This window comes from Kribbella sp. WER1, assembly GCF_054189145.1.
On sequence record NZ_CM135186.1, the window covers coordinates 4929136 to 4955518 of the forward strand.

General features: G+C 69.5%; 24 protein-coding genes, 1 tRNA gene and 1 pseudogene. 14 read left to right on the plus strand and 12 right to left on the minus strand.

Annotated features, from left to right (window positions below; all coding sequences use genetic code 11):
- Positions 1-27 precede the first annotated feature (27 nt).
- The 4 genes from ACXJJ3_RS23865 to ACXJJ3_RS23880 all read right to left on the minus strand — a co-directional run bounded on the left by ACXJJ3_RS23865 (position 28) and on the right by ACXJJ3_RS23880 (position 5357).
- Entirely contained in the window at positions 28-1269 is a 1242-nt protein-coding gene (locus tag ACXJJ3_RS23865; RefSeq protein ID WP_458164059.1) for a hypothetical protein, read from the minus strand.
- The gene (locus ACXJJ3_RS23870) at positions 1266-1922 is read right to left on the minus strand and encodes a hypothetical protein (protein WP_458164060.1); all 657 of its coding nucleotides are present in this window, start codon (positions 1920-1922) and stop codon (positions 1266-1268) included. Before ACXJJ3_RS23870 ends, ACXJJ3_RS23865 begins: the two co-directional genes overlap by 4 nt.
- Complete coding sequence (locus ACXJJ3_RS23875; RefSeq protein WP_458164061.1) at positions 1919-3157, minus strand: hypothetical protein; 1239 nt, start codon at positions 3155-3157, stop codon at positions 1919-1921. Before ACXJJ3_RS23875 ends, ACXJJ3_RS23870 begins: the two co-directional genes overlap by 4 nt.
- A gap of 340 nt (positions 3158-3497) precedes the next feature.
- Positions 3498-5357, minus strand: a complete 1860-nt coding sequence (locus ACXJJ3_RS23880; protein ID WP_458164062.1) for an acyl-CoA dehydrogenase — start codon at positions 5355-5357, stop codon at positions 3498-3500.
- 194 nt (positions 5358-5551) lie between these two features.
- Between ACXJJ3_RS23880 and ACXJJ3_RS23885 the strand changes: the two are divergent.
- Positions 5552-5908, plus strand: a pseudogene (locus ACXJJ3_RS23885) (histidine phosphatase family protein); the annotation flags it as partial.
- 150 nt (positions 5909-6058) lie between these two features.
- On the opposite strand, the gene ACXJJ3_RS23890 reads toward ACXJJ3_RS23885, so the two are convergent.
- Entirely contained in the window at positions 6059-6958 is a 900-nt protein-coding gene (locus ACXJJ3_RS23890; protein ID WP_458164063.1) for an endo-beta-N-acetylglucosaminidase H, read from the minus strand.
- A 199-nt stretch (positions 6959-7157) separates the two neighbouring features.
- Here ACXJJ3_RS23890 and ACXJJ3_RS23895 point away from each other — a divergent pair, with 199 nt between their 5' ends.
- Genes ACXJJ3_RS23895 through ACXJJ3_RS23910 form a run of 4 tightly spaced genes read left to right on the plus strand, consistent with a single transcriptional unit; the run spans position 7158 to position 11027 of the window.
- Positions 7158-8309 (plus strand): anhydro-N-acetylmuramic acid kinase, encoded by a 1152-nt coding sequence (locus ACXJJ3_RS23895; RefSeq protein ID WP_458164064.1) that lies wholly within the window; start codon positions 7158-7160, stop codon positions 8307-8309.
- Between the two features lie 15 nt (positions 8310-8324).
- Positions 8325-8843: an AAA family ATPase gene (locus ACXJJ3_RS23900; RefSeq protein ID WP_458164065.1), complete on the plus strand. Its 519-nt coding sequence runs from the start codon at positions 8325-8327 to the stop codon at positions 8841-8843.
- Between the two features lie 34 nt (positions 8844-8877).
- Positions 8878-9885 (plus strand): DNA polymerase III subunit beta family protein, encoded by a 1008-nt coding sequence (locus ACXJJ3_RS23905; RefSeq protein ID WP_458164066.1) that lies wholly within the window; start codon positions 8878-8880, stop codon positions 9883-9885.
- A complete protein-coding gene (locus tag ACXJJ3_RS23910; protein ID WP_458164067.1) occupies positions 9882-11027 on the plus strand; it encodes an MFS transporter in 1146 nt (381 codons plus the stop codon). The genes ACXJJ3_RS23905 and ACXJJ3_RS23910 overlap by 4 nt, the downstream gene beginning before the upstream one ends.
- On the opposite strand, the gene ACXJJ3_RS23915 is transcribed toward ACXJJ3_RS23910, so the two are convergent.
- Positions 11008-11457 carry an N-acetyltransferase family protein gene (locus ACXJJ3_RS23915; protein WP_458164068.1) on the minus strand — a complete coding sequence of 150 codons (450 nt, stop codon included), beginning with the start codon at positions 11455-11457 and terminating at the stop codon, positions 11008-11010. The genes ACXJJ3_RS23910 and ACXJJ3_RS23915 overlap by 20 nt on opposite strands.
- 79 nt (positions 11458-11536) lie before the next feature.
- Here ACXJJ3_RS23915 and ACXJJ3_RS23920 point away from each other — a divergent pair, with 79 nt between their 5' ends.
- Both ACXJJ3_RS23920 and ACXJJ3_RS23925 read left to right on the plus strand, forming a co-directional pair.
- The gene (locus ACXJJ3_RS23920; protein ID WP_458164069.1) at positions 11537-12136 is read left to right on the plus strand and encodes a DJ-1/PfpI family protein; all 600 of its coding nucleotides are present in this window, start codon (positions 11537-11539) and stop codon (positions 12134-12136) included.
- Positions 12133-12621: a MarR family winged helix-turn-helix transcriptional regulator gene (locus ACXJJ3_RS23925; RefSeq protein WP_458164070.1), complete on the plus strand. Its 489-nt coding sequence runs from the start codon at positions 12133-12135 to the stop codon at positions 12619-12621. The genes ACXJJ3_RS23920 and ACXJJ3_RS23925 overlap by 4 nt, the downstream gene beginning before the upstream one ends.
- Here ACXJJ3_RS23925 and ACXJJ3_RS23930 read toward each other — a convergent pair.
- Positions 12599-15040 carry a polysaccharide lyase family 8 super-sandwich domain-containing protein gene (locus ACXJJ3_RS23930; RefSeq protein WP_458164071.1) on the minus strand — a complete coding sequence of 814 codons (2442 nt, stop codon included), beginning with the start codon at positions 15038-15040 and terminating at the stop codon, positions 12599-12601. The genes ACXJJ3_RS23925 and ACXJJ3_RS23930 overlap by 23 nt on opposite strands.
- An 83-nt stretch (positions 15041-15123) precedes the next feature.
- Complete coding sequence (locus ACXJJ3_RS23935) at positions 15124-17142, minus strand: hypothetical protein (protein WP_458164072.1); 2019 nt, start codon at positions 17140-17142, stop codon at positions 15124-15126.
- A 169-nt stretch (positions 17143-17311) separates the two neighbouring features.
- Between ACXJJ3_RS23935 and ACXJJ3_RS23940 the strand changes: the two genes are divergently transcribed.
- Together ACXJJ3_RS23940 and ACXJJ3_RS23945 are read left to right on the plus strand one after the other, a co-directional pair.
- On the plus strand, positions 17312-17932 hold the full coding sequence (locus ACXJJ3_RS23940; RefSeq protein ID WP_458164073.1) for a TetR/AcrR family transcriptional regulator: 621 nt from the start codon (positions 17312-17314) through the stop codon (positions 17930-17932).
- Positions 17933-17934: 2 nt separating this feature from the next.
- Positions 17935-18690: a CPBP family intramembrane glutamic endopeptidase gene (locus ACXJJ3_RS23945; RefSeq protein ID WP_458164074.1), complete on the plus strand. Its 756-nt coding sequence runs from the start codon at positions 17935-17937 to the stop codon at positions 18688-18690.
- Here ACXJJ3_RS23945 and ACXJJ3_RS23950 read toward each other — a convergent pair.
- The gene (locus tag ACXJJ3_RS23950) at positions 18625-19419 is read right to left on the minus strand and encodes an SDR family NAD(P)-dependent oxidoreductase (RefSeq protein ID WP_458164075.1); all 795 of its coding nucleotides are present in this window, start codon (positions 19417-19419) and stop codon (positions 18625-18627) included. The genes ACXJJ3_RS23945 and ACXJJ3_RS23950 overlap by 66 nt on opposite strands.
- Before the next feature lie 88 nt (positions 19420-19507).
- On the opposite strand from ACXJJ3_RS23950, the gene ACXJJ3_RS23955 reads away from it, so the two are divergent.
- The 4 genes from ACXJJ3_RS23955 to ACXJJ3_RS23970 all read left to right on the plus strand — a co-directional run bounded on the left by ACXJJ3_RS23955 (position 19508) and on the right by ACXJJ3_RS23970 (position 23217).
- Positions 19508-20272, plus strand: coding sequence for a hypothetical protein (locus tag ACXJJ3_RS23955; protein WP_458164076.1), 765 nt, complete (start codon positions 19508-19510; stop codon positions 20270-20272).
- On the plus strand, positions 20269-21105 hold the full coding sequence (locus ACXJJ3_RS23960) for a DUF4097 family beta strand repeat-containing protein (RefSeq protein WP_458164077.1): 837 nt from the start codon (positions 20269-20271) through the stop codon (positions 21103-21105). Before ACXJJ3_RS23955 ends, ACXJJ3_RS23960 begins: the two co-directional genes overlap by 4 nt.
- 99 nt (positions 21106-21204) lie before the next feature.
- Complete coding sequence (locus ACXJJ3_RS23965) at positions 21205-21432, plus strand: hypothetical protein (protein WP_458164078.1); 228 nt, start codon at positions 21205-21207, stop codon at positions 21430-21432.
- Positions 21433-21714: 282 nt separating this feature from the next.
- Positions 21715-23217: a hypothetical protein gene (locus ACXJJ3_RS23970; RefSeq protein ID WP_458164079.1), complete on the plus strand. Its 1503-nt coding sequence runs from the start codon at positions 21715-21717 to the stop codon at positions 23215-23217.
- Between the two features lie 47 nt (positions 23218-23264).
- On the opposite strand, the gene dcd is transcribed toward ACXJJ3_RS23970, so the two are convergent.
- The gene (dcd, locus tag ACXJJ3_RS23975; protein WP_458164080.1) at positions 23265-23840 is read right to left on the minus strand and encodes a dCTP deaminase; all 576 of its coding nucleotides are present in this window, start codon (positions 23838-23840) and stop codon (positions 23265-23267) included.
- A 235-nt stretch (positions 23841-24075) separates the two neighbouring features.
- On the minus strand, positions 24076-24516 hold the full coding sequence (locus tag ACXJJ3_RS23980) for a MarR family winged helix-turn-helix transcriptional regulator (RefSeq protein ID WP_209696476.1): 441 nt from the start codon (positions 24514-24516) through the stop codon (positions 24076-24078).
- A 381-nt stretch (positions 24517-24897) separates the two neighbouring features.
- Here ACXJJ3_RS23980 and ACXJJ3_RS23985 point away from each other — a divergent pair.
- Positions 24898-24968: transfer RNA gene (locus tag ACXJJ3_RS23985), tRNA-Gly, on the plus strand.
- A gap of 104 nt (positions 24969-25072) precedes the next feature.
- Here the strand turns inward: ACXJJ3_RS23985 and ACXJJ3_RS23990 are convergent.
- Positions 25073-26383 (minus strand): tyrosine-type recombinase/integrase, encoded by a 1311-nt coding sequence (locus tag ACXJJ3_RS23990; RefSeq protein WP_458164081.1) that lies wholly within the window; start codon positions 26381-26383, stop codon positions 25073-25075.

Sequence of the window (26383 nt, forward strand, 5' to 3'; positions counted from 1 at the left end):
AGGCCACCCTGAGCACTCCTCAGGGATCTACCGGTGCAGCTCGCCCCGGGACACCGACGCGGCAAGGTCGTCCCCGGTGGTGCCGAAGAAGGTCCGGGCCCAGAGCGAGTCCTCGTACCAGTACGGGCCGTCCTTGCCGGGCAGTGACGCCGGTGCCGCGCCGCGCTTGAGGGCTTGCCGGCATTCGGCGCACAGCGGCAGCGTCAGCGTGGTCCCGTTGGACTCGACCTTCGTCGGCCGTCCGGTCGAACGCCCGTGCAGCGGGTTGAAGGCACACAGCTCTGGTACGTCGGTCACGCGCCGGCCGGCTGCGGTCGCGACCGCGGCGTCGTACTCGCGGCGGCCCTTGTCCAGCAGCACCATCGCGCCGACCAGGTCGACGAGGTCCGGCGACGTGGCGTCGAGCACCTTCGACGCGGCGGCGTGGTCGTCCAGCGCGGCCTGCTGGTACGCCAGCCCGGCGCCTTCGGTCGTCGGCAGGGCCGCGAGCTGCGAGCCGAGCGTGGTGAGTTCCGCGGTCGTGTCCCGGGTCAGCTTCCGGCGCCGTTCGGCCGCCACCGTCGCGGCGACGTGTGGCGGGATCCGGAACGTCTTCTCCCGGTTCGGCCGCGACCCGGATCCGCGGACCCGCCCGATCACCAGCCCGAGCGCGACCAGCACGACCAGCCCGCCGACGATCCCGAGCGTGATCACGGTGCCGTGCCCGCCGGATTCGGAGCTGTCCCGGCGCGGCGGCGTCCCCGAGTTCGGGCGCGCGGACGTCTTCGGGATCCCCGGCTGGGCGAGCAGCTCGTACATCCGGGCCACCACCTCGGTCGGCCCCGCGTCGTACCCGGTGTCGTCCAGGGCCCGCTGCCGGGACGCGTTCAGCTTCTCCTCGCTGACCTGCGGCAGGTCCTTCGCCTCGTACCAAGGGAAGCGGCTGCCGCCGTCGACCACGACGTACAGGCCGGGCTTCTGGAGCGCGTCCATCACCAGTGTGAGGACGTTGCTCTCCTTGCCCTGGAACTCGTCGCTCGGGGTCAGCGGCAGGATGATCGTGTACGTCGGGTACCCGAGCGCGGCCGCCTTCTTCTTGACGTCGGCGCGCAGGTTCTCCGGCAGCGCGGTCTTGTACGCCGGGTCGATGTACAGCGAGTCCTTGAGCAGCGCGGTCGCGATCTCGTGCGCCCGCTGCGCCGGGGTCCCGGCGGGTGTGGCCTGAGCCGGCGCGGCGACCAGCACGGTCAGCGCGGCAGCCAGCCACGCGAGCAGAATCCGGGCCTTCACGAGCGTTCCTTCCGTCGTCGCGGAGTGGCGATCGCCGCCACGAGCAGTACGAGTCCGCCGAGGACGCCGCCGCCCATCAGGCCGAGCACGAGGCCGCCGCCGCCGTTGGCGAGCGCCTTGCCGACGGTGAACCTGTCCTCGACCGACGGCGACGAGGGCTCGGGGGCCGGGGTCGGCGTCGGTGTCGTCCGGGCAGGCTCCGGCGTACTCGACTTGTACTCCTTGATCCCGTCCAGGTAGTCCCTGAGCTGGCTGCTCAGCGACTGCTTCCCGTCCGGGTAGGTCCAGTCCGGTGCGTACGCCGCGATCTCGTGCGCGACGCCGTGCGTGTCGTCGCCGTCCATCACGACGTAGATGCCGGGCTTGCCGTTCGCGGCCGCGAACCGGCCGGCCAGGAGCTGAGTGTCGCCCCGCTCCGGGAACCAGGCGCCGGTCGGTACGACGGCGACGTACACCGGCCGGTTCGCCCCGGCGATGACCTTGTCCATCTCGTCGGTGTCGGCGATCGAGGCGTAGTCCGGGTCGACGTACACCGGCCCCGACCCCCAGGCCGCGACCGCGGCGGTGATCCGCGGATCGGTCGGCGTGGCCGCCCAGGCGGTACCGGTGAGCAGGATGACCGTTGCCGTCAGCAACAGGAGGAGCCGCCTCATCGGACCTCGTCCTTCCAGGCCGCGACCCGCTCCGGCAGATCGTCCGACAGCGCGCCGAAACCGCTCGCGACCATCGGGTTGTCCTCCGGCTCCAGGGTCCAGTACGGCACCTGCTTCCGGTCGTGACCGAGCAGCCCGGACTTCGACCAGACGCGGAGCCCGCGCGGTGTGTTCCCGCGCCGTACGACGCCCGCGCACTGCTGGCAGGCCGGCACCTCGACGTCGTCCGACCAGTCCACCGTCGCCGTACCGGGGGTGTGCGTCGGGTCGAAGAAGCACGGCGGCTGCAGGGCCGCGCCGGACGCGACCCGCTCGGCCTGGCGGGCCAGCACCAGCGCACCCGCGGCCGCGAGCAGGTCGTCCGGATGGTCGGCGCGCAGCGTCTGCGCGGCATCCAGCCGGCGGTACGCCTCGTCGCGCTGGTCCAGCTGTTTCGGCGTCCGGTTGCGGCGCCGGTCGAGCCGGGCGACGGCGCGCTCGGCCGCGGTGATCCGGTCGTCGGCCTTGAGTTGCACCTCCAACGCGTCGGTCGCCGGGTCTTCCTTGGCCGCCGGTTTGCTGCGCTTCGGCGTGGTCCGGCGGCGCCGCAGCGCGAGGACCAGCGTCAGCGTGAACCCGAGGACCGCGCCGATCCCCATCCCGATGTACGTCGACCGGTCCGCCTTGTCGGTCGTCGACAGGCCGTGGTCGCTGTGGTCGATCGGCGGCCGCCGATCCGCCGTCGGGACGGTCGGCAGTGCGCGGCCGTCGAGCGCCGTCGAGGCTTCCTGGATGGTCCGGACGATCGACGGCGCGGGCCGGTCCGTGGTCACCTCCAGGCGCTGCTTGTCGTCGTTCTGGACGCTGACCAGGTCGCGGCCGCGGAGCCCGCCGGCCCGGTACATCTCGGCGCTGACCGACCAGTACGTGCCGTTCACCACCGCGATCAGGTACAGGCCCGGCGTACCGATGCGTGCCTGCAGCAAGGTCGGCAGGTCGAACCGGGCCTCCCGGATCGGCGGCGTCCACGGCACGATCGCGACGTACACCGGCATGCCCGCGGTCCGCATCGCGGCCCGGATCCGGGTCAGCTCGGTGGCCGGGATCCCGCCGGCCAGCCGTGGGTCGACCGACAGGTGGTCGGTCCGCCAGGCCGCGGCGATCCGGTCCGGCAACTCCGGCGTCGCCGCCCGCGCCGGAACGGCGGGCAGCACGAAGAGGACCGCGAGCAGGGCGGTGAGGAGACGGGCGCGCATCGCGGACAGCGTACGACGACCAGACGGGGGCACATGCACACGGACGCAGGGGCGCATCGAACGGTTCCAGTCGCCACAGAGGGTGTCTTGGGATTCCGCGCCTACTGCGCGGCACTCGGCGGGCACCTCGGCGCACAATCCCAAGACACCCTCTAAGTTGGCGCGACCCTGGCTCGGACAGGGGAAACCAAGCCAGGGTCACGGTGTTGCAGGGCAGAAACGTTGCCGTATCACGACGCTCCGCAACAGGGCAGATCGTGGGGCAACCTGGGGCAGATCGGCGAAATCATGCCCCGAACCCTCCGGCTCGACCCGCGCAAGTGGCCGAGCCGGAGGAGCCTCAGAACGCGGACTCGGGGAGGTCCATGACGTCCAGATCGGTGAGCTCGGCCTTCACCCGCTCGGCCCGGACCGACGGCATCGTGGACCGCACGAACCACTGCGCCGCGGCCACCTTTCCGGCGTAAAAGTCCTGGTCAGCGGCCGAAAGGTCGCCACCGAGCCGCTCCAGCGCGACCTCGGCCTGCCGCAGCATCAGCCACGAGCAGACCACGTCGCCGAGGACGAACAGCAGCCGCGAGGTGTTCAGCCCGACCTTGTAGACGTTGCGGGGGTCGCCGTTCTCTGCCTGGGGATTGCTGGCCATCAGGGCCTGCCCCATGATGCCCAGGATTTTCTGCGTGTCCTCGAGGCCCTTGGCGAGCAGTCCACGCTCCTCCTTCAGGCGGCCGTTGCCCGCCTCGGAGGCGACGAACGCCTGCACCTGCTCGGCCAGATGCCCCAGTGCCTTGCCCTGGTCCTTGATGATCTTCCGGAAGAACAGGTCCTGGCCCTGGATCGCGGTCGTGCCCTCGTAGAGGGTGTCGATCTTCGCGTCCCGGACGTACTGCTCGATCGGGTAGTCCTGCAGGAAGCCGGAGCCGCCGAACGTCTGCAGCGACTCGGTGCCGAGCAGCGTCCACGACTTCTCCGAGCCGTACCCCTTCACCAGCGGCAGCAGCAGGTCGTTCACGCCCTCGGCGAGCTTGTCCCGCTCACCGGCGTACCGGGCCTGCTCGGCGCGGTCCTGGTACGTCGCCGTGAACAGCACGAGCGCCCGCAGTGCCTCGGCGTACGCCTTCTGCGTCAGCAACGACCGTCGTACGTCGGGGTGGTGGGTGATCGTGACGCGCGGCGCGTCCTTGGCCGGGTTGGTCATGTCCGCGCCCTGCACCCGCTCCTTGGCGTACTCGAGCGCGTTCAGGTAGCCGGTGGAGAGGGTGGCGATCGCCTTGGTGCCGACCATCATCCGGGCGTACTCGATCACCTGGAACATCTGCGCGATGCCGTCGTGCACCTCGCCGAGCAGCCAGCCCTTCGCGGGCACGCCGTCGCCGAAGGTGATCTCGCAGGTCGTCGAGACCTTGATGCCCATCTTCTTCTCGACGTTCGTGACGAAGGCGCCGTTGCGCTCACCGGTCAGCTCGCCGGTCTCCAGGTCGAAGTGGTACTTCGGGACCACGAACAGGCTCAGGCCCTTCGTGCCCGGACCACCGACGCCCTCGATGCCCTGCGGCCGCGCGAGCACCAGGTGGACGATGTTCTCGGTCATGTCCTGCTCGCCCGAGGTGATGAACCGCTTGACGCCCTCGATGTGCCAGGAGCCGTCGTCCTGCAGCGTGGCCTTGGTCCGCCCGGCGCCGACGTCGGAGCCGGCGTCCGGCTCGGTCAGCACCATGGTGGCGCCCCAGCCGCGCTCGATGATGTGGTGCGCGATCTTCTGGTCGCGCTCGGTGCCGTTGCGCCAGAGCACGTGCGCGAAGTTCGGGCCGGCGGCGTACATGTGCACCGGCGGGTTGGCGCCCAGCACCAGCTCGGCGGCCGCCCAGCGCAGCGACGGCGGGGTCGGCTGACCGCCGAGCTCAGCCGGCAGCTCGAGCTTGAACCATTCCGCGTCCATGTAGGCGTGGTAGCTCTTCTTGAACGCCTCTGGCATCCGGACCTCGTGGGCGTCGGGGTCGAAGACCGGCGGGTTCCGGTCGGCCTCCGCGAACGACTCGGCCAGCTCGTGCTTGGCCAGTCGGTCGACCTCCGCGAGCACCTCTCGGGCGGTGTCGACGTCCATCTCGGCGTACGGGCCCTGTCCGAGCACGTCACCCCGGCCCAGCACCTCGAGCAGGTTGAACTCGATGTCCCGCAGATTCGACTTGTAGTGACTCACGAAGGCTCCCTTACTCACGAGTAACTTAAGTATATACCCGTCGGTAATGAGGGCAAAGGGGGTTTGCTGTGACCTGTGACAGTATTAATGCCGCGACTCCGTCGCGGCGGGTCATGGGGCTCGACCTCCCGGTCTTCCCTCGTCGCTCTGGTCGCTGCGCTCCCGCCGCTCCTCAGTCCAGACCGGGAGGCCCCATGCCCAGGCTGATATACGAGACGCACTCGATCACCGTCGACAACGAGACCGGCTTCGCGACCGGATGGCTGCCGGGTGAGCTGTCCGTCGAGGGGCGGCGGCTCGCGGCGGAGCTGGGGGAGCGGCGGCGGGATGTCGACGTGGTGTTCAGCTCGGACCTGCGGCGCGCGGTGGAGACCGTCGAGCTCGCGGGGCTGACCGCGCCGCATCTCCAGGACTGGCGACTGCGGGAGTGCAACTACGGGATGCTGAACGGCGCGCCGATGGACGCGCTCGACCCCCGTGCCGAGCGCGTCCGGACCCCGTTCCCCGACGGCCAGTCGTACGCCGATGTCGTCGACCTGACCCGCTCGTTCCTGGCCGACGTCAAGCAGTGGTACCCCGACGCGACGGTCCTCGTCGTCGCGCACTCCGGCGAACAGGTGGGCCCTGGAACACCTGCTCGGGAGCGGGCGACCGATGGAGGAACTGATCGAGGCGCCGTTCAACTGGCAGCCAGGCTGGACCTACGCGTTGTAGACGGTGTTGCTGCCGTAGAGCTTCTGGGTGAAGGCGGACATGTACGACGATGTGTCCGCCTCGGTCAGGTTGTACGTGAGGAACACGCCGTACCCCTCGTTGACCGTCCGTTGGGCGAGGCTTGCCGCGGTGGACGAGCTGGTCGCGGTGTACGACACGGCGGCGGGCGAGAGCCGGGACTTCTCGCTCGGGCCGGCCGGGACGCCCCAGGTGCCGTAGTACGGGTTCCACGCGTAGTTGAAGGTCTCGGCGATGCTCTGGCCGTTGTAGCTCAGGCGGTCCGCGGCCGGGCCGATGTCGTACAGCGTGATCAGCTTGTTCGGCAGCTTCGCGCGGAGCGCCTGGACCAGGTACACGAACGAGAAGTCGTTCGGCTGACCGGTGCCGTTGTTGCCGTACTCCGCGTACTCGTCGTCGAAGTCGATCCCGTCCAGGCCGTACTGGTTGACGGCGTCCGCGAGCTGCTGGGCGAATGCGTCCGCGGACGCCTGGTCCGGGAAGTTCGCGAAGCCGGCGCCTTGGTGGTTGCCGAGGATCGACAGCAGCACCTTGATGCCCTTGGCCTGCAGCGGGCGGACCTGGGTCGCGACGTTGTCGAGCACACTCTGGACCTGCTGGTTGAACGAGAGGTACGCCTTGGTGCCGTCGTAGTTGATGTTCGCGGCGAAGATCACCGCGATGTCGATCACCTGTGAGCCGCCGTTGGCCAGCGTGTACTTGCCGGCGCTCAGCATGCTGTGGTCGTTGACCTCGATGTACGCGACGGTCACCGGTCCGGTCTTCGCGCGCGGGCGGCGTTTGCCGGCCGCGTCGGCCGGGAGCGCGGCACCGGTGGCGGCCGCGGCGGTACCGGCGGCCAGGGCTGACAACAGGGTCCTTCGCTTCATGAGCTGATCGACTCCTCGTCAAGGTGGGCGGTGTTGCTATATCGGTTAAGTAGCTCCCACCGCCTGCCGGAGAGGCCGTGATGACGGCTGAGATAAACCGGTATAGCGTCACTGATCATCAATCCGTGATCACCGGCTGTCAAGGCCCGGGGTCGATGACCGAGACTGGAGGTTGCGACCGGCCACCGACGGGAGTGACATGCGAGTGATCGGACTGATGTCCGGGACGTCGTACGACGCGATCGACGCCGCTGCCGCGGACCTGCGGCTGGACGGGGACCAGCTGGTCCTGACGCCGCTGGGGATGCTCAGCCAGCCGTATCCGGACGAGCTCCGCGCGGCGGTCGCGGCCGCGCTGCCGCCGGCGCCGACCACGATGGAGCAGGTCTGCCGGCTCGACACCGGGATCGGGCAGGCGTTCGCGGCGGTCGCACGGCAGGCGGTCGAGCAGCTGTGCGGCGGGTACGCGGACCTGATCGTGTCGCACGGACAGACGATGTACCACTGGGTCGACGGCGGCGTCGTCCACGGGACGATGCAGCTCGGGCAGCCCGCCTGGATCGCGGAGGCCACCGGCGTACCGGTCGTGTCCGACCTGCGGGCGCGGGACGTCGCCGCGGGCGGTCAGGGCGCGCCGCTGGTCAGCATCATCGACGTACTGTGGCTGCGTGGGCGTCCCGGCGTACCCGTCGCGCTGAACCTCGGCGGAATCGCGAACATCACCGTCGTGCACGGCGACCCGGTCGCGTTCGACACCGGTCCGGCGAATGCGCTGGTCGACGCCGTGGTGACCGAGCTGACCGGGCAGGCGTTCGACGCGGACGGGGTGATGGCCGCCCGCGGGCAGGTCCATCTCGAGCTGCTCGACCGGCTGCTGGCCGAGCCGTACTACGCCCGCCCGGCGCCGAAGTCGACGGGCAAGGAGCTGTTCAACCTCGAGTACGTCGCGCACGCCCTCGAAGGACTGCCGGTGATCCCGGCCGAGGACCTGGTCGCCACGGTGACCACGCTGACGGCGCGGACCGTCGCCGATGCGGTACGGCGGTACGGCGGGACCGAGGTGGTCGCGTCCGGCGGCGGGATCCGGAACCCGGTGCTGATGCATCTGCTCGCGGACGAGCTGGAGATACCGGTCCGGACCACCGACGAGTTGGGCATGCCGTCGGCGGCGAAGGAGGCGTACGCGTTCGCCGTCCTCGGGTTCCTGACCGTGCACGGCCTCGGCGCGACGGTGCCCAGTTGTACCGGCGCGCGGCACGCGAGCGTGCTCGGATCGGTCACTCCGGGACCGAGCGGCCTCCCGACGATTTCCGGCGAGGCACGACCTCCCCTGCGCCTTTTGGTCGAATGACCGCACACTAGGTACGTGACGAGGTTGTTCGTGGTGACCGGTGCGCCCGGTTCGGGGAAGTCGACGGTTGTGCCGGAGCTGGTCCGGCTCAACCCGGGCAATCTGGTCGTGATGGACATGGACGAGCTGCTGGACGACAACGGCCGGCTGCTCGGCATCTCGATCGCGAGTCCGACGGCGGCGCCGATCTGGCCGGCGTACAACGCGCTGTGGTTGCGGATCACCGAGCTGATCCGGCGCTCCGGCATCCCGGTGCTGCTGCTCACGCCGGGGCTGCCGACCGAGCTGCCGGAGGGGCGGTGGCTGCACCTGGACTGCCCGGACGCCGTACGGCGGAAGCGGCTGGCGGCACGGGGGTGGCCCGCGGTGCAGATCGAGGAGGCGGTCGCGGACGCGGCCGAGCTGCGCAAGTACGTGCCGCGGTCGGTGCTGTCGGACGTGAACCCGGAGCGGTGCGCGAAGGGGATCCTGGACTGGATCCGCGGCGAGCGCTTCGGGAAGACCCTCAGCCTGTGGGGCCGGCTCCGGAGTTGACCTTCGAGTGGGTGCAGGGATGAGGGTCAGACGCATGACGATCAGTGAGTTCGCACGGCTGGTGGGGCTGGCACCGAGTGCGCTGCGGTTCTACGACGACTGCGACCTGCTCCTCCCCGCCGAGGTCGACGCGACGACCGGCTACCGGTACTACGACCCGTCCCAGGCGCCGCGCGCCCGGCTGCTCCGCGACCTCCGCGAGATCGACCTGCCGCTCCCGGACGTCCGCGAGGCCCTCGACGCACCGCCCGCCGAGGTCGCCGAGCTGATCCGCGCCCACCTCCGCACCCTGCAGGCCAAGTCCACCGCCACCCAGGAAGCCGCCACCCGCCTCCTCACCCAACTCCTCTCGCACCGGTCCGCCACCCTCCTCGGCGGACCCGAACTCGCCAGCGCCATCCGCCAGGTCACCCCGGCGGCTGCCTCCGACGATTCGGCGCCTGCCTTGAGTTGTGTGCTGGTCGAGTTCTCCCCCGAGGAAGTCGTGTTCGTGGCGACGGACCGGTACCGGCTGGCGGTACGGACCGTGCGGCCGGTGGAGTTCGGCGGGACGAGCGGGCAGGTACTCGTGCCCGCGGCGGAGCTTGCCGCGGCGAGCCGGTGGGTCGCGGCAGGGGACGTCGTACGGCTGGAGGTGAACGGCGGGCTGGTCCTGGTGCGGGGTGACGAGTCGCGGGAGATGCCGGTCGTGGAGGCGGAGTATCCGGCGTACCAGCAGATCCTCGAAGGGCTCGCGCCGCCGACCTGCCGGGTGGTGGTGGACCGGCTGCGCTTGCTCGACGTCCTCGCGGGCCGGGAGATTGTTGCCGTTGACATCGACTCCGAAGTGCTGCGGATCGGCGACGAGGCGCGGCTCGACGTGATCGGTACCGGGTCCGTGCGGGTCGGGTTCACCGCGAGTCTGCTGGCCGCGGCCCTCGAGGCGAGCGTGGGGCCCGACGTACTGCTGGAGATCGGTGATCCGTCGCGGCCGGTCGTCGTCCGGTCGGCCGATCAGGGAACGTTCACCACCTTGGTGATGCCCGTCCGGCTGGACGGGTGAACCGGGCGTACTACGGCTGGCTGGCAGGCTCCACCCTCTCGGTGTTCGGCGACACCGCGCTGTTCTTCGCCCTCGGCTGGGCGGCGACCGGCATCGGCCCGCGGGTCGCCGCGCTCGTCCTCACCGGGTTCACCCTGCCGCGCGCCGTACTGCTGCTGCTCGGCGGCGTCCTCGGCGACCGCCTCGGGCCGCGCCGCCTGCTGCTCACCTGCACCGCGATCGTCGGTGTGTGCTGCTTCCTGCTCGCGGTCGTCGTAGGGATCCGCGGGGTGTCGGCCGGCGTACTGCTGGCGACGTCGATCACGGTCGGCACGGTCGACGCCTTCGCGATCCCGGCGTCCGGCGTACTGCCGCGCTTGTTCGTCCCTGACGATCAGTTGCCTCGGGCAATGGCTCTGCGGACGTCCGCGACCCAGGTCATCACGCTCGCGGGTGGCCCGCTGAGTGGGATGCTCGTCGCAACGCTCGGCCTCGTCGGCGCCTTGGTTGTCGACGGTGCCACCTTCGCCGTTCTGTTCCTTGTTTTGTTGATGTTGCGACCGCCGTACGACGTACCGCCGCAGCCGGACCGCCCGTCCGTCGTGCGCGCCGCGCTGGACGGGGTGCGCGTGGCGCTCGCGGATCCGGTGCTGCGGATGATCCTCGGTGTCGTCGGCCTGGTGGCGGCGTTCGTTCTTCCGGTGACGTCGCTCTGTGTTCCGTTGCTCGCCCGCGCGCACGGCTGGGCGGCCGGTCAGGCTGGTTTTGTTGTCGCAGGCAACGTATGTGGCAGCCTGCTCGTCGCCTTGCTGGTAGCCCGGTACGGGACGTTCTCACGCGCGGGTGTTGCCGGAGGCATCGGTTGCCTGCTGGCGGCGTTCGGTATCGCCGACCTGGCGCTCGCGCCGTCCGTCCCGCTGGCCGTCGGCGCGACGCTCGTCCAGGGCCTGGGCGTCGGCCTCTTCACGTCCCACCTGGCGCCGGTCTTCGTCCGCAGTACGCCGAAATCACACCTCACCCGGCTGCAATCCCTGCTGTCGTTGGTGCAAACCGTCCCGCTGATCGCATCCACCAACCTGCTGGCAACCATCGACGTACGCCACGCCCTGGACCTCGCCGCTACAGCAACCGCCCTGGCCGGCCTTATGTTGCTGAGGCTCTGAAGTCGATCTCGAACGTCGGATACTCCGGCTGCGGACACGGCTCCCCGCGATACCCGAGCGCCTCGTAGAACGGCGCCGACCGCTCGTGATGCGCCTGCCACTCCAGATACCGCACCCGCGTCGACGCCCACTCCACGACGCCCGCCATCAACTCCCGCCCGATCCCACCACCCCGCCGCTCCGGCACGACGTACAGATCGTGCAACCGCCCGTGATGCCGCGCCCCACCCCGCAGATGCGTCCCGTAGTCCTGCACCGCGGCGTACCCCACCAGCCCACCATCGTCGTACCCCAACGCCACCCACCGCGGATCCACCACCAACTCCGCGAAGAACCCCCGACTCTCCTCCTCCGAAAACGCCGTCCCAAACCCCTCCACCAACGGCCAAAACCCACCCCAGTCCGCCAACGTCACCACCCGAACACCCATCCCACCACCCTCTCAGTCGCCCAGTCCGCAAGCAGCTGATTTGTTGACAACATGTTGTCGCGATGACAACATGTTGTCTATGAGGACAGCGTATGTGGCGGTGTACGAGACGTTGGCGGACTGGGAGATCGGGTATCTGACGGTCGAGTTGCGGACCGGGCGGTTTACCGGGGAGTCGTGGCGGGTGGTGACGGTTGGGGAGTCGCTTGAGGCCGTTGTCACGATGGGTGGGCTGCGGATTGTGCCGGATGTGACGATCGCGGACGTGCGGCCGGACGCCGGGGATCTGCTGGTGCTGGCGGGGTCGGGGGAGTGGGACAACGGGGGTGGGGAGGAGTTTGCGAAGTTGGCGGGGCGGTTCCTCGACGACGGGGTGCCGGTGGCGGCGATCTGTGGGGCGACGGCGGGGCTGGCTCGGGCGGGGTTGCTGGACGGGCGGAAGCACACGAGCGCGGCCAAGGAGTACCTGCAGGCGACGGGGTATCAGGGCGCGGACGGGTACGTCGATGCGCGCGCGGTGATCGGTGGGGACCTGATCACGGCGGGGCCGGACTCGCCGGTGCAGTTCGCGCGGGCGGTGCTCGAGCGGCTCGGGCTGGCGGACGAGCGGAAGCTGGAGGCGTACGAGGGCGTGTTCCACCGTGCGGACCCGGCCGCCTACGCGACGCTGGTGGGATGACGCGCAAGGACGAGACGCCGCCGCGGGACGAGTGGCCGACGCCAGGCCCGCAGTCGGAAGGTGGTGCGGCGTTGACCGACGTCGTGCTGGCCACCTTCCGGCTGAATGCGCGGCTGATGGAGGCAGCGCAGGGGATGGCCGCGAACGGCGGCCTCACGGCGGCGTGGTGGCAGGTGCTCGGCGGCGTACTGCGGGAGCCGCACTCGGTCGCTGACGTCGGCCGGATCATGGGCGTGAGCCGGCAGGGCGTGCAGCGGATCGCGGATCTGCTGGTCGAACGCGGTCTCGCGGAGTACCGGCCGAACCCGGCGCATCGGCGGGCGAAACTGCTCGCCTGTACCGAGGCCGGGTACTACGCGATCCGGCAGATCGCGGTCGCGCAGCACCCGTGGACGTCGGAGTTGGCGGAGACCGTCGACATCGACGATCTCCGCACCACGCTGCGCACGATGCAGGCGCTGATCACCAAGCTGGAAGAAGCCTGACGGCGAGGCTGCTCCCGTAGGTGTGCCGAGTAGTGAAGGTGATGCGGGTCCCGGTGACGGTCCGCGTCACCTGTACTCCGTCGACCGGCGCGGAGGCCTTCAGGTACTGCGCCGGCAGGTTGACCGTGATGTTGTCGCGCCCCGTGGTGGGATCGGACACGGCAACGCTCACCGTCGCGCCGGCGCGTCGGACGAGCAGCGAAGCGGGACCGTCGACGGTGAGCCCGGGCAGATGGTGCAGACCGGGGCTGAAGGAGTTCGCGGCGGTCAGGTGCAGGCCGTTGTGCTGGATCGCCTGCAGCCTGGTCGTGTTGGTGAGCAGCGTGAGACGGCCGTGCCGGTAGGCGTTCAACGCGGATTCTGTTGCGTTGGGCACCAATGCGTACGCCAGTGTGTGCTTGCGCCCCGGCGGCTGGGCGTGAGTGAGGGCGAAGACCTGTTTGGTGACGGCGGTGTCCGGGTTCGACGTACGCACGACTCGACGGCTCCGCGTCACCTTCTCCACCTGCGCGGCGACGTCCGCCTCCTGCAGGAAGTAGTAGCCGACGGCAACTGTTCCGTCGGTGTAGCGGACCCACCGCGACGACCGCGAGACGTCCACCGGCGCGGCGGCGGACGCGATGCGGGTGTCGAGGGTCGTGGTGACGGCGCGGGTCGGGTCGCCGACGCCGGCGGCGAGTACGACGATCTCGTCGTCCAGCAGGAACCACGACTTGGTCGCGGACGCGTTCTTGTACACGACGAAGTCCGCAGGCAGGTCCCGCCGCGACGCGTACGCGAAGTCGTCCGACTGCACCCACCCGGCCGCGCCGTACGCGTCCAGCGTCGCGCCGCCGGAGTACGTGTTCGTCCCGACCGGGAAGTACACGTAGGTGTTCTGCGACTCGGACGACGCCGTGAAGCCCGCGGCCGCGTTGTCGTAGTACGCCGTCCCGTACAGCTCCGGCACCGACTTGCGGGTCTCGACCGGCGCGGTCACGCCACCGAGCGCGTACGGCGACACCGTGGTGAAGTAGTCGATGCCGAACGCCTGCGTCTGGTCCTGCCCGGACAGGTACAGGTAGTGCGCCCCGTCCCCCTGGAACCAGGGCAGCAGGTTCTCCCCGCTCATGTACTCGTACTTGCTGATCCGCGACGAGTTCCGCGCCAGCGCGAACGCGTACCCGGGCCGCCGGTGTACGGTCCGGTCCATCGCGTTGAACGCCGTACTGAGTGCCGCCGGGTTGAGGTCGGCCGGCACGATCGACGCGTCGGCCTTGAGGTCCGCGAACCGCCCGACGCTGACCGGCGACACGAAGCTGTTCACGTTGATCGTCGGCCGCGCGGTGAACTTCGCGAACGCCTTCAATCGGCCCGCGTCGGTACCGGTTGCGTAGTCGGCGAGGTCCACGATCGCCTCCACGACGACCGCGACGTCGTCGTACCCGGTGCCGGTCCGGGACACCGCGCGACCCTTGACGATCTCCATCATCCAGCCCTCGAAGATCAGCGGCGCGAACCCGTGCTCGACCCAGCCCTGCACCACCCCGACCAGGTCGTCGCCCTGCGCGTACTCCGTGCCCGCGAGCACCTTGATCGTCTGTACGACCCGGCTGAGCAGACCCTTCCCGTACGAACCCGTGTACGCCACCGACGCGTGCTGGATGAACGAGCCGTCGGCGTAGTACCCGTCCGTGACGCCGTGCTGCAGGTTGTACGGGTCGACGGTCGCGAACACCGTGAACTGGTCCTGGAGCGCCTTCCGGATCCGCGCGTCGTCGGCCAGCAGCGCGCCCTGGAGGACCCGGTTCGCGGTGATGTCGACCAGGTTCGCGCCGGTGTGGAACCGCGAGTCGAGGTCGACGTCGCCGTTCTTCCCGTTCCGCAGATACGCGTCCATCGAGGCGACGTATGTCGTGGTCAGGTCGGCCGGTGCGTCGATCAGCGCGAGCGTCTTCGACACGAACGCCGAGATGCCGATCTCCCAGGTGAACCAGTTGCCGTAGTACCCCTTGGATTGGTCGCCGTAGTAGTTGTCGTGCAGCCAGACCAGGCCGTTCAGGATCTTGTCGCGGACGGCGGCGGTCCGTAGATCGGCCGCGGCGCCGGGACGGCGGTAGGCGAGCGCGATCTCGTACAGGTGCTGGTACGACGAGCTCAGGTTCGGGTCGCTGGTGCCGAGCGGGAGGCCGGCGAACAGCTCGCCGGTGCCGGCGCGGTCGAGGGCGGCCAGCCAGGTCCGGGCGGTGCTGTCGATCGCGGCGACCTTGGCGGCGACCTCGGGCCGGGCGTTCGACTCCGCCGTACCGGCACAGATCGCGATCATGTTCGTCAGCAGCACGTTGGGTTCGGCGGCGTACGCGGTCGAAGCAGGCCGGACCGCGGTGAGCAGAGCGGTGGCGGGAACGGCGGACAGCAGGCAGCGACGGGTGAGCTCCACTGGTACTCCCGGGCGGATGGGAAAACCTGACCCCGGGAGTCAATCAGTAGAAACTATCTTTCGGCAATCGCTTACCTGATATTTTAGAGACCGCCGGCGCCGACCAACTGCGGGTCGATCGACAGCACCTGGATCTGCTTGCCGGACGCCTTCGTCGGGATGACCAGCGCGACCTGGTGCAGGTAGTCCTGGTGCAGGCTCTGCGTGTACTTGACCATGCTGCTGAACGCGGTCGCCTCGCCACTGGTCCAGTACGCGTTCGAGCCCGGCTCGACGCGCTGCAGGTACTGCTCGCTGAGCGACAGGAACACCAGCGCGTCGCCGTCCGCGGTGATGAACGTCAGCGGGTTGCCGGACGGGAGGAACGCGTCGGTGACGCTCGCGATGTACGGCTCGGCGGTGTCCGAGGCCCGCGTCTTCGTCCGCAGGTCGAGCAGGCTCTTCAGGCTCGGCGAACTCGCGAACGCCTGCGCCTGCGGAGCTTTCGCGCCGGCGGACAGGTACTCCGCGAGGTCCTTCGCGACCGCGGACGGCTGCGCGCGGAGCAGATTGAGGTCGGCGGTGTCCGGCGTCCGCAGGCCGTCGAGGGACGGCACCTGGACCGCCTTCGTCGGGTAGACCGAGTGTGTCAGCAGCCACGGGGAGCCCGCACTCTGCCGCTGCCAGACGCCGAGCTGCCGGCTGCCCGGCGCGTTCGACACGCCGGAGCTGACCACGAACCGCATCGGGTACGACGCGAACTGCGGGGCGCCGATCTCCGGGTTCGTGTAGCTGAACGGCTTCGAGACCTCCTTGCCGGCCGCGTCGAGCTTACGGCCGATCGCGAAACCCGCCTGGGTCTGCGCGAGGGTCGGGTTGCCCTCGATCGACGCGGAGATCTTCGCGTCCCGGGTCCGGTTCGCCTGGTTGTTGAGCTGGTTGTAGCGCTGGACGACGGCCTGCGCGTCGGCGAGCGTGACGGCCGGGCGGGTGTCCGCGACGGCGAAGCTGTTCTTCGGCGGGAGCAGGCCGCAGCTCGTTGTCGTCAGCAACAGGGCGCCGCTGGCGAGCAGGGCGGCGGTACGGCGGACGGCCTCGTCGCTCTTCACGAACTCCGGCGAGTCGGCCAGCGGGACGACCTCGTCGTCGGGCGTCTGCTCGGGCTCCTCGTACCGCGCTCCGGCGCCGATCAGCACCGGCGCCTTCGCCCGCTGGACCGCAGCCGCCGACATGAACATCGGCGCCGCCGGCAGCGCAACAGGAACGGGAAGTACAACTGGTTCGGGCTCGACAGGGGCCGGCTCTTCCTCAACGACCACCGCTGCAGCAGGCTCCTCCTCTTCTTCCGGGAGGGGAGCGAACGGGCTCACGCGGTCGGGGTGGAAGGGCGACACACGGTACGCCGGGTCGTCGTCCTCCTCGGCGATGATCGGCAGGTCCGCGGGCGCGGTCGAGACCAGCACCGGGATCCGGGTGGTGATGACCGGGATCTCCCGCGTGTCCGTGATCTCCTCCCGCACCGCCGGGCGACGCCGCCGGAGCAGCGCCACGCCGAACGCCAGCACCAGCACACCGGCCCCGAGAATCAGCAGGCAGATGCCGAACAGCCGGTGCACCTGCAGGCCGAACGTGACCTGCGCGCCGACCGCCGGCGTACCGTCCGCGTTCATCACGACGACGTCGTACCGCCCGTCCTGGACCGGCCAGCTGAGGGACTGCGCACCGGGCGCGGACTGTGCGACCCACCAGTCCAGCTCGCCCGGCGGGGTGAGCTTGTTGGTGCGGCCACGCACCTCCTCGGTGCCGAACGCGGCCGGCAGCCCGAACCGGACCACCTGCGTGTGCGCGACGCCGGCGAAGTAGTCGCGGACGTCGAGATCCTGGGCGATGCCAACGAACAGCGGCTTGTCGCCGGACACGCTGACGTGCAGCGTCGGACCGTGCCGGTCGAGCAGCGCCGGCGTACTGACCAGGGCGAGGCCCTTGCTGGCGAGCTCGCGGTGCGGGGTCGTGATCGTGTTGTCCGGGCCGACCAGCCAGAAGGCCGCGACGGCCCCGGCGACGGTGGCCACCAGGCCTGACAGTGCCAGCAGCAGGCCCAGGGTGATGCGGGCGAAACGCATGAAGAGGCTCCCGTTGGTACGACGAGCCCGGCCACGGACGGGTGCAGCCGGACGGCGGGATCGCGTCCCGGACCGCCTTCGGCAGGCCGAAAGCAGTATCCGAAACCTCACCCGTTGTCACTGACTAACTGATCCAACAAGGATCTGTTACGATCCCGATTATTAGCGAATGGTCATTCACAAACTCGGAGGCGGCGCGATGGCCCGGCCACGGCTGGTGAGCGACGACGTGATCCTGGACGCGACGCGGGAGGTGCTGGCCGAGCTCGGGCCGGTGAAACTCACCCTCGCGGCGGTCGGGGCGCGCGTCGGACTGGCCCCGCCGACCCTGATGCAGCGGTTCGGATCGAAGCGCGGACTGCTGCTCGCGTCCGCCGCCCGGTCCCCGCTGATGGTGCAGCGCCTCGCCGAGCAGGTGGCCGGGCGGAACAGCTCGCCGCTGGCCACCCTCCGGGACTTCGCGCTGACCGCGGTCGCCCACATCGAGCACCGCGAACAGCTCGGCAACGGTCTCGGCTTCGTCCAGCTCGACGTCGCGGACCCGGAGTTCCGGCGGCACGCGCTGGCGCACTCGGCCGCGATCGTCGACAGCTGCGACCGGTTCTACCGGGCCGCGGTCGAGGCCGGGGAGCTCCGCGCCGGCACCGACGTACCGGCGCTGGCGCGGCACACCCTTGTCTGTTTCAACGGCGCGCTCCAGGTCTGGGCGGTGAACGGCTGGGGCTCGCTGACCGGGTTCCTCGCCGAGCAGCTCGACCTGATGATCGCGCCCTATCTCAATCAGGAGTAGCAGTGTTCTTGCGGGTGGTGGTCTTCTATCTGGCCACGATGGTGTTCAGCGGGATCTTGAACGCGCTGCAGTCGGCGACCGGCCCCAGTCCGGACCTGATCCAGTTGGTGCAGTTCGCGCCGGCGCTCGGCGTGGGCGTGATGTTCCTGGCGTTCCGCCGTGCGACGAGGGTCGACGCGCGGTTCACGCCCGTCCGGGTCGCAGCCGGGCGGAGCGCGCTGGTGGTGGGCGTCGTGGTCGCGGCGATGCTGGTGTCGGTGCTGGTGCATGTGATCGCGGGGCGGCCGTGGCGGGCGGAGAGCCTGCCGTTCCCGTTCGGAGTGTTGGTGCTGACAATGATCGTCGGCGCGGCCGGGGAGGAGCTCGGCTGGCGCGCGTACCTGCAGCCGTACCTGCAGACCCGGTTCTCGGTACTGCGTTCCTCGCTGATCGTCGGCGTGCTGTGGGGTTTCTGGCACATCGGCGGGTTCGCCAACGGTCTGCTCTACATGGGGCTGTTCGTGGTGATGGCCGTCGCGTTGTCCGTGGTGATGGGCGCGGTGCTGCAGGGTGCCCGCCGTACCAACCTCCTGGTCGCGACGGCCGCGCACGCGGCGGTGAACCTCGGCTTGATCCTGCTCTTCGACGAGGAACAGGGCGACGTGTTCTCGATGGCCGTGCTCGCAGCGGTGTGGACGGTTGCCGCCGTCGTCCTAACGCAGGTACGACGCCCCGTTGAAGTCGAGGACCGCGCCGCTCGCCCAGTTCGCCTCGGCTGACGCGAGCCAGTGGATCGCGTTGCCGACCTCGTCGGCGGTCGCGACCCGGCCGAACGGGCTCTGCGCGCGGATCGCGTCGCCGCCCGGCCCGGCGAGGAAGCCCTCGGTCATGTCGGTGGCGATGAAGCCGGGTGCGATTGACGTCACGGTGATGTCATACGGCGCCAATGATGCCGCCAAGGACTGCCCGAGCGCGTGCAGTCCCGCCTTGGAGGCGCCGTACGCCGGGACGTCGGGCTCCCCGCGGTATGCCCCGCGGGAGCCGACGTTCACGATCGCGCCCCGCCGTACGCCCGCGGCGGGGTCCGTGTCGAGCATCTGCCGGGCGACGCACCAGGTCACGTGCGCGGCGCCTTCCAGGTTGACCGCGAGCGTACGGCGCCACGTGGCGACCCACTCGTCGTACGACGTCTCGGCCAGCGGGTGACCGACCCGCCGGGACCCCGCGACCGGCTCGTCGACGAACATCGCCGCGTTGTTCACCAGTACGTCGATCCGCCCGAGCGCCGCGGCCGATTCCGCAACCAGGGCAGGGATTGCGGCCGGATCGCCGAGGTCCGCGGCGACCACCGCATGCCCGTCGCCGGGCAGTTCCCCGCGGATCGCGTTCGCCCGGTCGACGGCACCGCGGCAGTGCAGCACGACGCGGTCGCCCGCTGCCGCGAACGCCCGTGCCGCGGCCGCGCCGACACCCCTGGATGCACCGGTGATCAGTACGCCTCTGCTCATGGAGGCATTCTGCCCTGACGCCAATTCGGCGGCGTCATGACATCACGGGGGTTGACAGTGACGTCACGATGACGTCATGCTTGCTGTCATGGAACTTGACCACTACCTCGAGTCGGTCCGGCGGAGCGTCGAGAACGCGACCGCCCTGGCCGACGAGCAAACCCGCTCCGTGGCACAGCGCCTCGGGGCCACGCTGGATGACGCGGGCCGCCTGGCCCTCATCTCAGCCCTGTCCGACGCCGCCGGGGAGATCAGCCGCGAGCTGTCCCCGGGCTCGGTCGAGCTCCGGATGGCCGGCGGCCGCCCGGAGTTCGTGGTCACGCCGGCACCCAGCCAGCTGACCGGTCCGGACGAGACCGACGACGACCTCGAGGACGACGTCCAGGACGTGACCGGCGAGCAGTTCGTGCCGGACGCCGACGAGCCGACCGCGCGGATCACGCTGCGGCTGCCGATGTCGATCAAGAACAAGGTGGACGAAGCCGCCGACGCCGAGGGCATCTCCTCGAACGCGTGGCTGATGCGCACCGTGATGACCGAGCTCAGCGCCGGCCGCCGCGGCCAGCGTCCGCCCCGGCCGCCGCGCCCGCCGCGTGGCCCGGTGTTCGGCCCCGAGGGCCCGCTGGGCCCGAACGGACCACTCGGCCCCGACGGCGTCTTCGGCCCGAACGGCGTCTTCGGTCCGAACGGCCCGTTCGGCGACGAGGGCGTGTTCGGCACCGACCGCGGCCGGGACCGCCGCCGCGACGACCGCGAACGGCGCCGCGAGGAGAAGGACCGGCGGCGCGAAGACAAGGACCGGCGCCGTGGCGGACACGGACCGGGTCAGCGAGTGACGGGATGGGCGGAATGAGCGAGCACAGCGCGACCCAGCTGAACGACGACGAGAACGACCGGATCGACCGGATCCGGATCGAGATCGGCTCCGGACTGGTCGAGATCGGGCCCAACCCCGACAGCGAGGGCACCCTGGTCTCGATGGAGGTCGACGGTGACGACGAAGGCGTGATCTGCGAGGTCCGAGGCGGCGAGCTGGTCATCGAGAGCCCGCGGAACGTCCGGCGCGGACCGGAGATCACGGTCCGGATCGCCACCTCCGCGGTGCTCGACGCCCGGGTGTCGACCGGGTCCGGCGACATCATGGCCGACGTACCGCTCGGCTCGGCGCGGCTCGCGACCGGCTCCGGTGATATCCGGCTGGCGTCGGCCGAGAGCGAGGTCGGTGTCAACACCGGCAGCGGCGACGTCAAGATCGGCCGCGCCGACGGTGCGGTCCGGGCCAGTACCGGCTCCGGCTCGATCGACATCGAGGAGGCCGGCGACGCGCTCGGCCTGAGCACCGGCTCCGGTGACGTCACGATCGGCGACGCCGCCGGTCCCACCTCCGTCAAGGTCGGCTCCGGAAGCATCACGATCGAGCGGATCCGCGACCACTCGGTCGCCACCTCCGGTTCCGGCGACGTCAAGGTCGAGATCGCCGACGGACCGAGCGTCCAGGCCGAGACGGCCCGCGGCGACGTCCAGATCGGCGTCCCGGACGGACTCCCGACGTACCTCGACCTCAAGACCGTCACCGGACGCATCCGGTGCGACCTCGAGCCCGGCGAGAAGCCGGCCGAGGGCGAGCGCGCCCTGATGCTGCGCGCCCGGACCGTCTCCGGCGACATCACCGTCGTCAAGGTCTGACCTCTTCACTACCGCACAAGGTCCCGCCACTGGGGGCGGGACCTGGGCGAAGCACTGCCGAAAACCATCACACGGGGACTGAGCGAGGGGAGCACCACCATGATCACCGAACACCAGGAAATCGCCCGCTACCGCGTCGCCGAGCAGCTGCGCGCCGCCGAGGGCAGGGCCCAACGCGCCGAGCGCAAGCCGCGCACCGGCCCACGGGAAGGCCTGGCCGGCGCCCTCCGCCGTCTCGCCGACAAGCTGGAACCCACCTCCCGGCACCTCACCGACCCGACCCCGCCCGCGCGCCACCGCGGGACCGGCCTCTCCATCGTCCGGTGAACGAGACCCTCGTCCTCGGCGCCCCCACCAGGCCCGGCGTGATTTCGATGCCCACAGCACCGAAAGCCGCAATCCCCACGCCGGGCAGGCCTGCGACCGGGCTGTACACGCTGCTGGAACGGCTCGGACTGATCGGCCCCGTCCCCGGAGGGCGCGAATAGCAGGAAACTGCAGCTTGGTGCAACGCCTGTGGATAACTCCCGGGCCGACCCACGAACACTGCTAGCGTTCAGTCGATCATTCTCGGTCGACCTGGGAGAGAAACCAACGATGTTGCGTCCGATGGTGGCAACCACAGCTGTCACCGCAGCCCTGATCCTGCTCGCGGGTTGCGGCGGCGACAAGAAGTCCGACTCGGGCTCCGACAACAACAGCGGCGACAAGTCCACCTCCTCCGCCTCCCCCACCGCCCCGAGCATTCCCACCTTCGACCCGCCGAAGTCCTTCGCCATCGGCGCGGCGTATCCGGTCATCAAGGACCCGACCGCGGCCACGCTGAACCCCGCGGACGTCGCGCTCGTCGGCAAGGTGGCCGTCGCCAGCGACAAGAAGGTCCTCACCGGGCACGACGTCACCGATCCCAGCAAGACCTGGTCGGTCCAGGCCGCGCCGGCCGCGACCACCACGATCAACAGCCGGGTGCCGGTGAAGGCGGTGAAGGTCGACGGCAAGGACGTCGCGGTCGTCGTCTACTCCGAGACCGACAAGGGCAACGGCACGCAGAAGCCGCAGGGCCTGATCGTCGTGCGCTGGGTGGACGTCTCGACCGGCCAGAAGCTGGCCGAGACCTCGACCAAGGCCACGGACGAGCAGCCCTCGATCGCGAAGGTGGCGTACGACGTCGAGAGCGGGCAGGTCGCCGTCCAGGTCGGCGGCACGATGTCGTACGGCGGACCGGCCGCCGCGACGCTGTTCGCCGACCCGGCCACCAAGAAGGCCACACTGATCCCCGGAATTGCCCCGGCCGCGGTGCACAACGGCGTGATCGGAGCCCAGAAGCCGGCCAAGACGGACAAGTCCAACGACGCTGCGATGGTGCTCGCCGACGGTGCGAGCGGAAAGATCACCAAGCAGCTCGCGCCGCTGCAGACCGCGTACGACGGAATCGCCGGGACCGGCAAGCACGCCTACTTCTACGGCATGAAGTACACCGACTACGACAACGGGACCTACGTCGCCGCCATCTATGCGCTCGACCTCTCGACCGGTGCGGTGGTGACCACCCCGATGCCGGCGAAGGGGACCGACTCCGGCAACGGGTGGGAGTGCCTCGCGGACGAGGCGACTTCTGTTGCCTGTGTCAGCCACGGGCAGGGCAACAACAGCGCGGACACGATCATGGGCTTCGACGACACGACCGGGAAGAAGACGTGGGGCTTCTCCAGCGATTCCGGGAACCGGGTCGTCCCGAAGATCACCGCCGCCTACCACGGCGTGCTGTACGCCCAGACCGAGGCGCAGTCGGTCCTGCTGGACGCGAAGACCGGTGCGGACCTGCCGAGCGCCGGGCCGTCGGGGAGCCCGAGCTCGAGCGACAGCCCGTCGACCGGGAGTACGCCGTCGGACGGCGACAGCCCGACTGCCGGTGACACCCCGTCCGACGGGGATTCACCATCGGACAGCCGGAGCACCGGGAACGGCGACCTCTCGCTCTTCGACGGCAAGATCGGATCGCCGTCGTCGGTCTCGCCGTACGGCGGTGTGTACAGCCAGCAGCCGCACGGGGACTACACCGTCACCAACGAGCTCGACTCGGTCTGCGTCTTCATCAAGGCGACCGCCTGATCCATCGAAAAGGGCCTCGGGGATTCCCCGGGGCCCTTTGTCGTTGGTCAGATGTCGGTGCGGTGGAAGTTTTTGTAGGAGCGGGACGGGGTGGGCCCGCGTTGGCCCTGGTAGCGGGAGCCGTACTTGGCGGAGCCGTACGGGTTTTCGGCGGGGGAGGAGAGGCGGAAGAAGCAGAGCTGGCCGATCTTCATGCCGGGCCACAGCTTGATCGGGAGGGTGGCGACGTTCGAGAGCTCGAGGGTGACGTGGCCGGAGAAGCCGGGGTCGATGAAGCCGGCGGTGGAGTGCGTGAGCAGGCCGAGGCGGCCGAGGGAGGACTTGCCCTCGAGGCGGGCGGCGACGTCGTCGGGGAGCGTGACCAGTTCGTAGGTCGATCCCAAGACGAACTCACCGGGATGCAGGATGAACGGTTCCTCGCCGTCGGGTTCCACCAGCCGGGTCAGGTCCGGCTGTTCCTCGGACGGGTCGATATGCGGGTACCGGTGGTTCTCGAAGACCCGGAAGAACCGGTCCAGCCGTACGTCGACGCTCGACGGTTGCACCATCGCGGCGTCGAACGGGTCCAGCTGGACCCGTTTCGCGTCGAGCTCGGACAGGATGTCACGGTCGGAGAGCAGCACGCTCGCACGTTAGCAGCGTGCTGCCCATCCGCACAGCCGCCTCGTCTCGGTCCCGCACATTTGCGGGTTCACCTCTCAGGTGCACCCTTCGCCCCCCCGCATGCGACGGGCGAAGGGACAACCGCCGAGGTTCACCTCTGAAATGGCGAGGGAGGCAGGAGGTGGTAGTGGAGCGTCCGGAGCCCTCAGCTCTCCGGGGGCCGCACCACCAGACCTGGGCCTGAGGCAACGATCGTCAGTTGGCCAGTTTGTTGAACTTCGACACCTGGGTGGCGAAGGTCTTCACCTGCGACGGCGACCAGTCCTTGAGCAGGTCCTCGATCACCTTGTGCCGCTTCTTCCGGGCCGCGGTCAGCTTGCGCTTGCCGGCCGCGGTCAGCGTCAGCAGGGTCGCACGCGCGTCCGACTTGTCGGCCGCCCGCTTCAGCAGGCCCTCTTCCTCCAGTCGCGCGCAGGCCCGGCTGACCGGTCCCTTGTCCACCTCGAGCGCTGCCACCAGGTCGGCCATCCGCACCGGCGCCAGTTCTTCCACGTGGTTCAGCAACGCGTACTGTGCCGGCTCCAGGTCCGGGTGCGCCTCGTCGGACAGCGTCCGCTGCAGACCGCGCAGCCGACGTGCCAACGTGACGAGCTCCTTCTCCAGGTTGTCCACCGCGTCACTTGTGTCTGTTGCCACCGTTCACCCCTTCATCCAGTTGCCCCGCAACCAGCTCGCCCGGTCCAGGACTCGCGTCCTCACGTTGCGTCAAATGTTGCCCCCGGCAACGCGTTCTAATCTGCCAGAAGATCACGAACCTGCCCAGTCCTGAACGCGCCCTTTGTGGAAAACTGCCCAAGAACCCCCGCTGCAAACCGCCCGAACCGCTCTTTTCGATGCGTTCGGCACCTTCCTGAGGTGTATCCCGCTGACGTCTCAGCAAACTTCCCCAGACCGCCCCAGAGCCGGCCGGGCGGCGTACTGCCCGGATCTGGGCAGCCGGTTCCGGCGCGCGGACCCGACGTGGTTGCGAGCCCCGACATCGGCTATGCTCGTCTCCGCTGCCGGGAGACCGGCCGCGCGGGTGTAGTTCAATGGCAGAACATCAGCTTCCCAAGCTGACAGTGCGGGTTCGATTCCCGTCACCCGCTCCGACGTAACGACATGACAAAAGCCCAGGTCAGAGGGGTAAGTCCCTGACCTGGGCTTCCGTTTGTCCCGGCTTGGGCCGGGCGGCCGTGCCATTAACGCGCCATTAGCCGACTCTGGCCAGCACCCCGCCGGCGCCGTCTTCCCCGTCCTGGTCCGCCGAACCGCCCGCCGCCTTCTGGCCGTTCTCGTCGCGTGCCATCTCCTGACCATCCACCGCCGACCTCCCCTCGACCGCCCGGACCGCCTTGCGCTTGGTTGCCTTGCCGCTCTTCTTCTTGGCCTTCTTCTTCCCGCCGGAGGCGAGTCCTTCGAGCTGGGCATTCATGTGCGCGGCGATCGACTCGTCAGCTTCCCGGCTCGCGTGCTGGTAGATGATCGCCGCCTGCATCGAGTCGTGCCCCATCCGTGCCATCAGGTCCTTAGTGGTCGCCTTGCTCGCCGCCGCCAGCATGTTGCCCGTGTGTCGCAGGTCATGAAAATGAAGTTCGGGTACGCCGACCTTCGCTGTCGCCTTCTTCCATGCAGTCAGTTTGTTGAAGCTGCTCCGCCGGATCGGGAGGCCGGATTCGAGCGAGAACACAAGCGAGTCCGGAGCAGACCCGCAGTACAGCTCCAGGTGTTCCCGGAGCAAGACGACGAGGGCGGCCGGGATGGAGACGGTGCGAATGCTCGCGCGAGACTTCGGCGGCCCGAGGGTCAGGCCTTCCCCGCGGACTTCGAGGTACTGCTGTCGGACTCGCACGGTTGCCGCGTCAAGGTCGACGTCCTGACGCTGCAAGGCAGTGATCTCACCGAACCGAAGGCTTGCCATTGCTGTCAGCAAGACCATCACGCGGTAGCGGTCAGGCATGGTCTGCATCAAACGGTTGACTTGAGCAAGCGTTAGATGAGGACGCTCGGGTGCGCTCTCCTTATCTGCGCCGGGGATGCGGCACGGGTTCGCCTTCAAGATCTCGTCCTCGCGAACGGCAGTCCACAGCACCGCTCGGAGAAGACGGTAGGCCTTGGCGACCATCCCGACGGAGACGCCATCCGCGAGGAGCTTCGATCGCCACTCACGAATGAGAGGCGGGCTCAGAGTGCCGAGCTGCACGTCACCGAGGTACGGACCAACGTGCTTCTTGAGCGTCCAGCGGTAGAGCTGAAGTGTCCGAGGCCGCAGGTTTGGACGCTGCTCAATCCATCGTTCGGCGTAGTCGCCGAGCCTGATCTTCGCCCGGTTCGGATCGGTCCACTCGTTCTTGAGTATCTCTGCTTCGATCAGGACCAAGTAGCGCTCGGCCGACTTCTCGTCGGGGAAGGTACGCGGCGCCGGCCGAAGCCTCCCATCGGGTCCGGGGTACCGAGCTTGATACCGGCCGGACTTGAGCTTGCGTACGTTGCCGAACCGCCGGTGACCTTCCTTGTTAGCCAT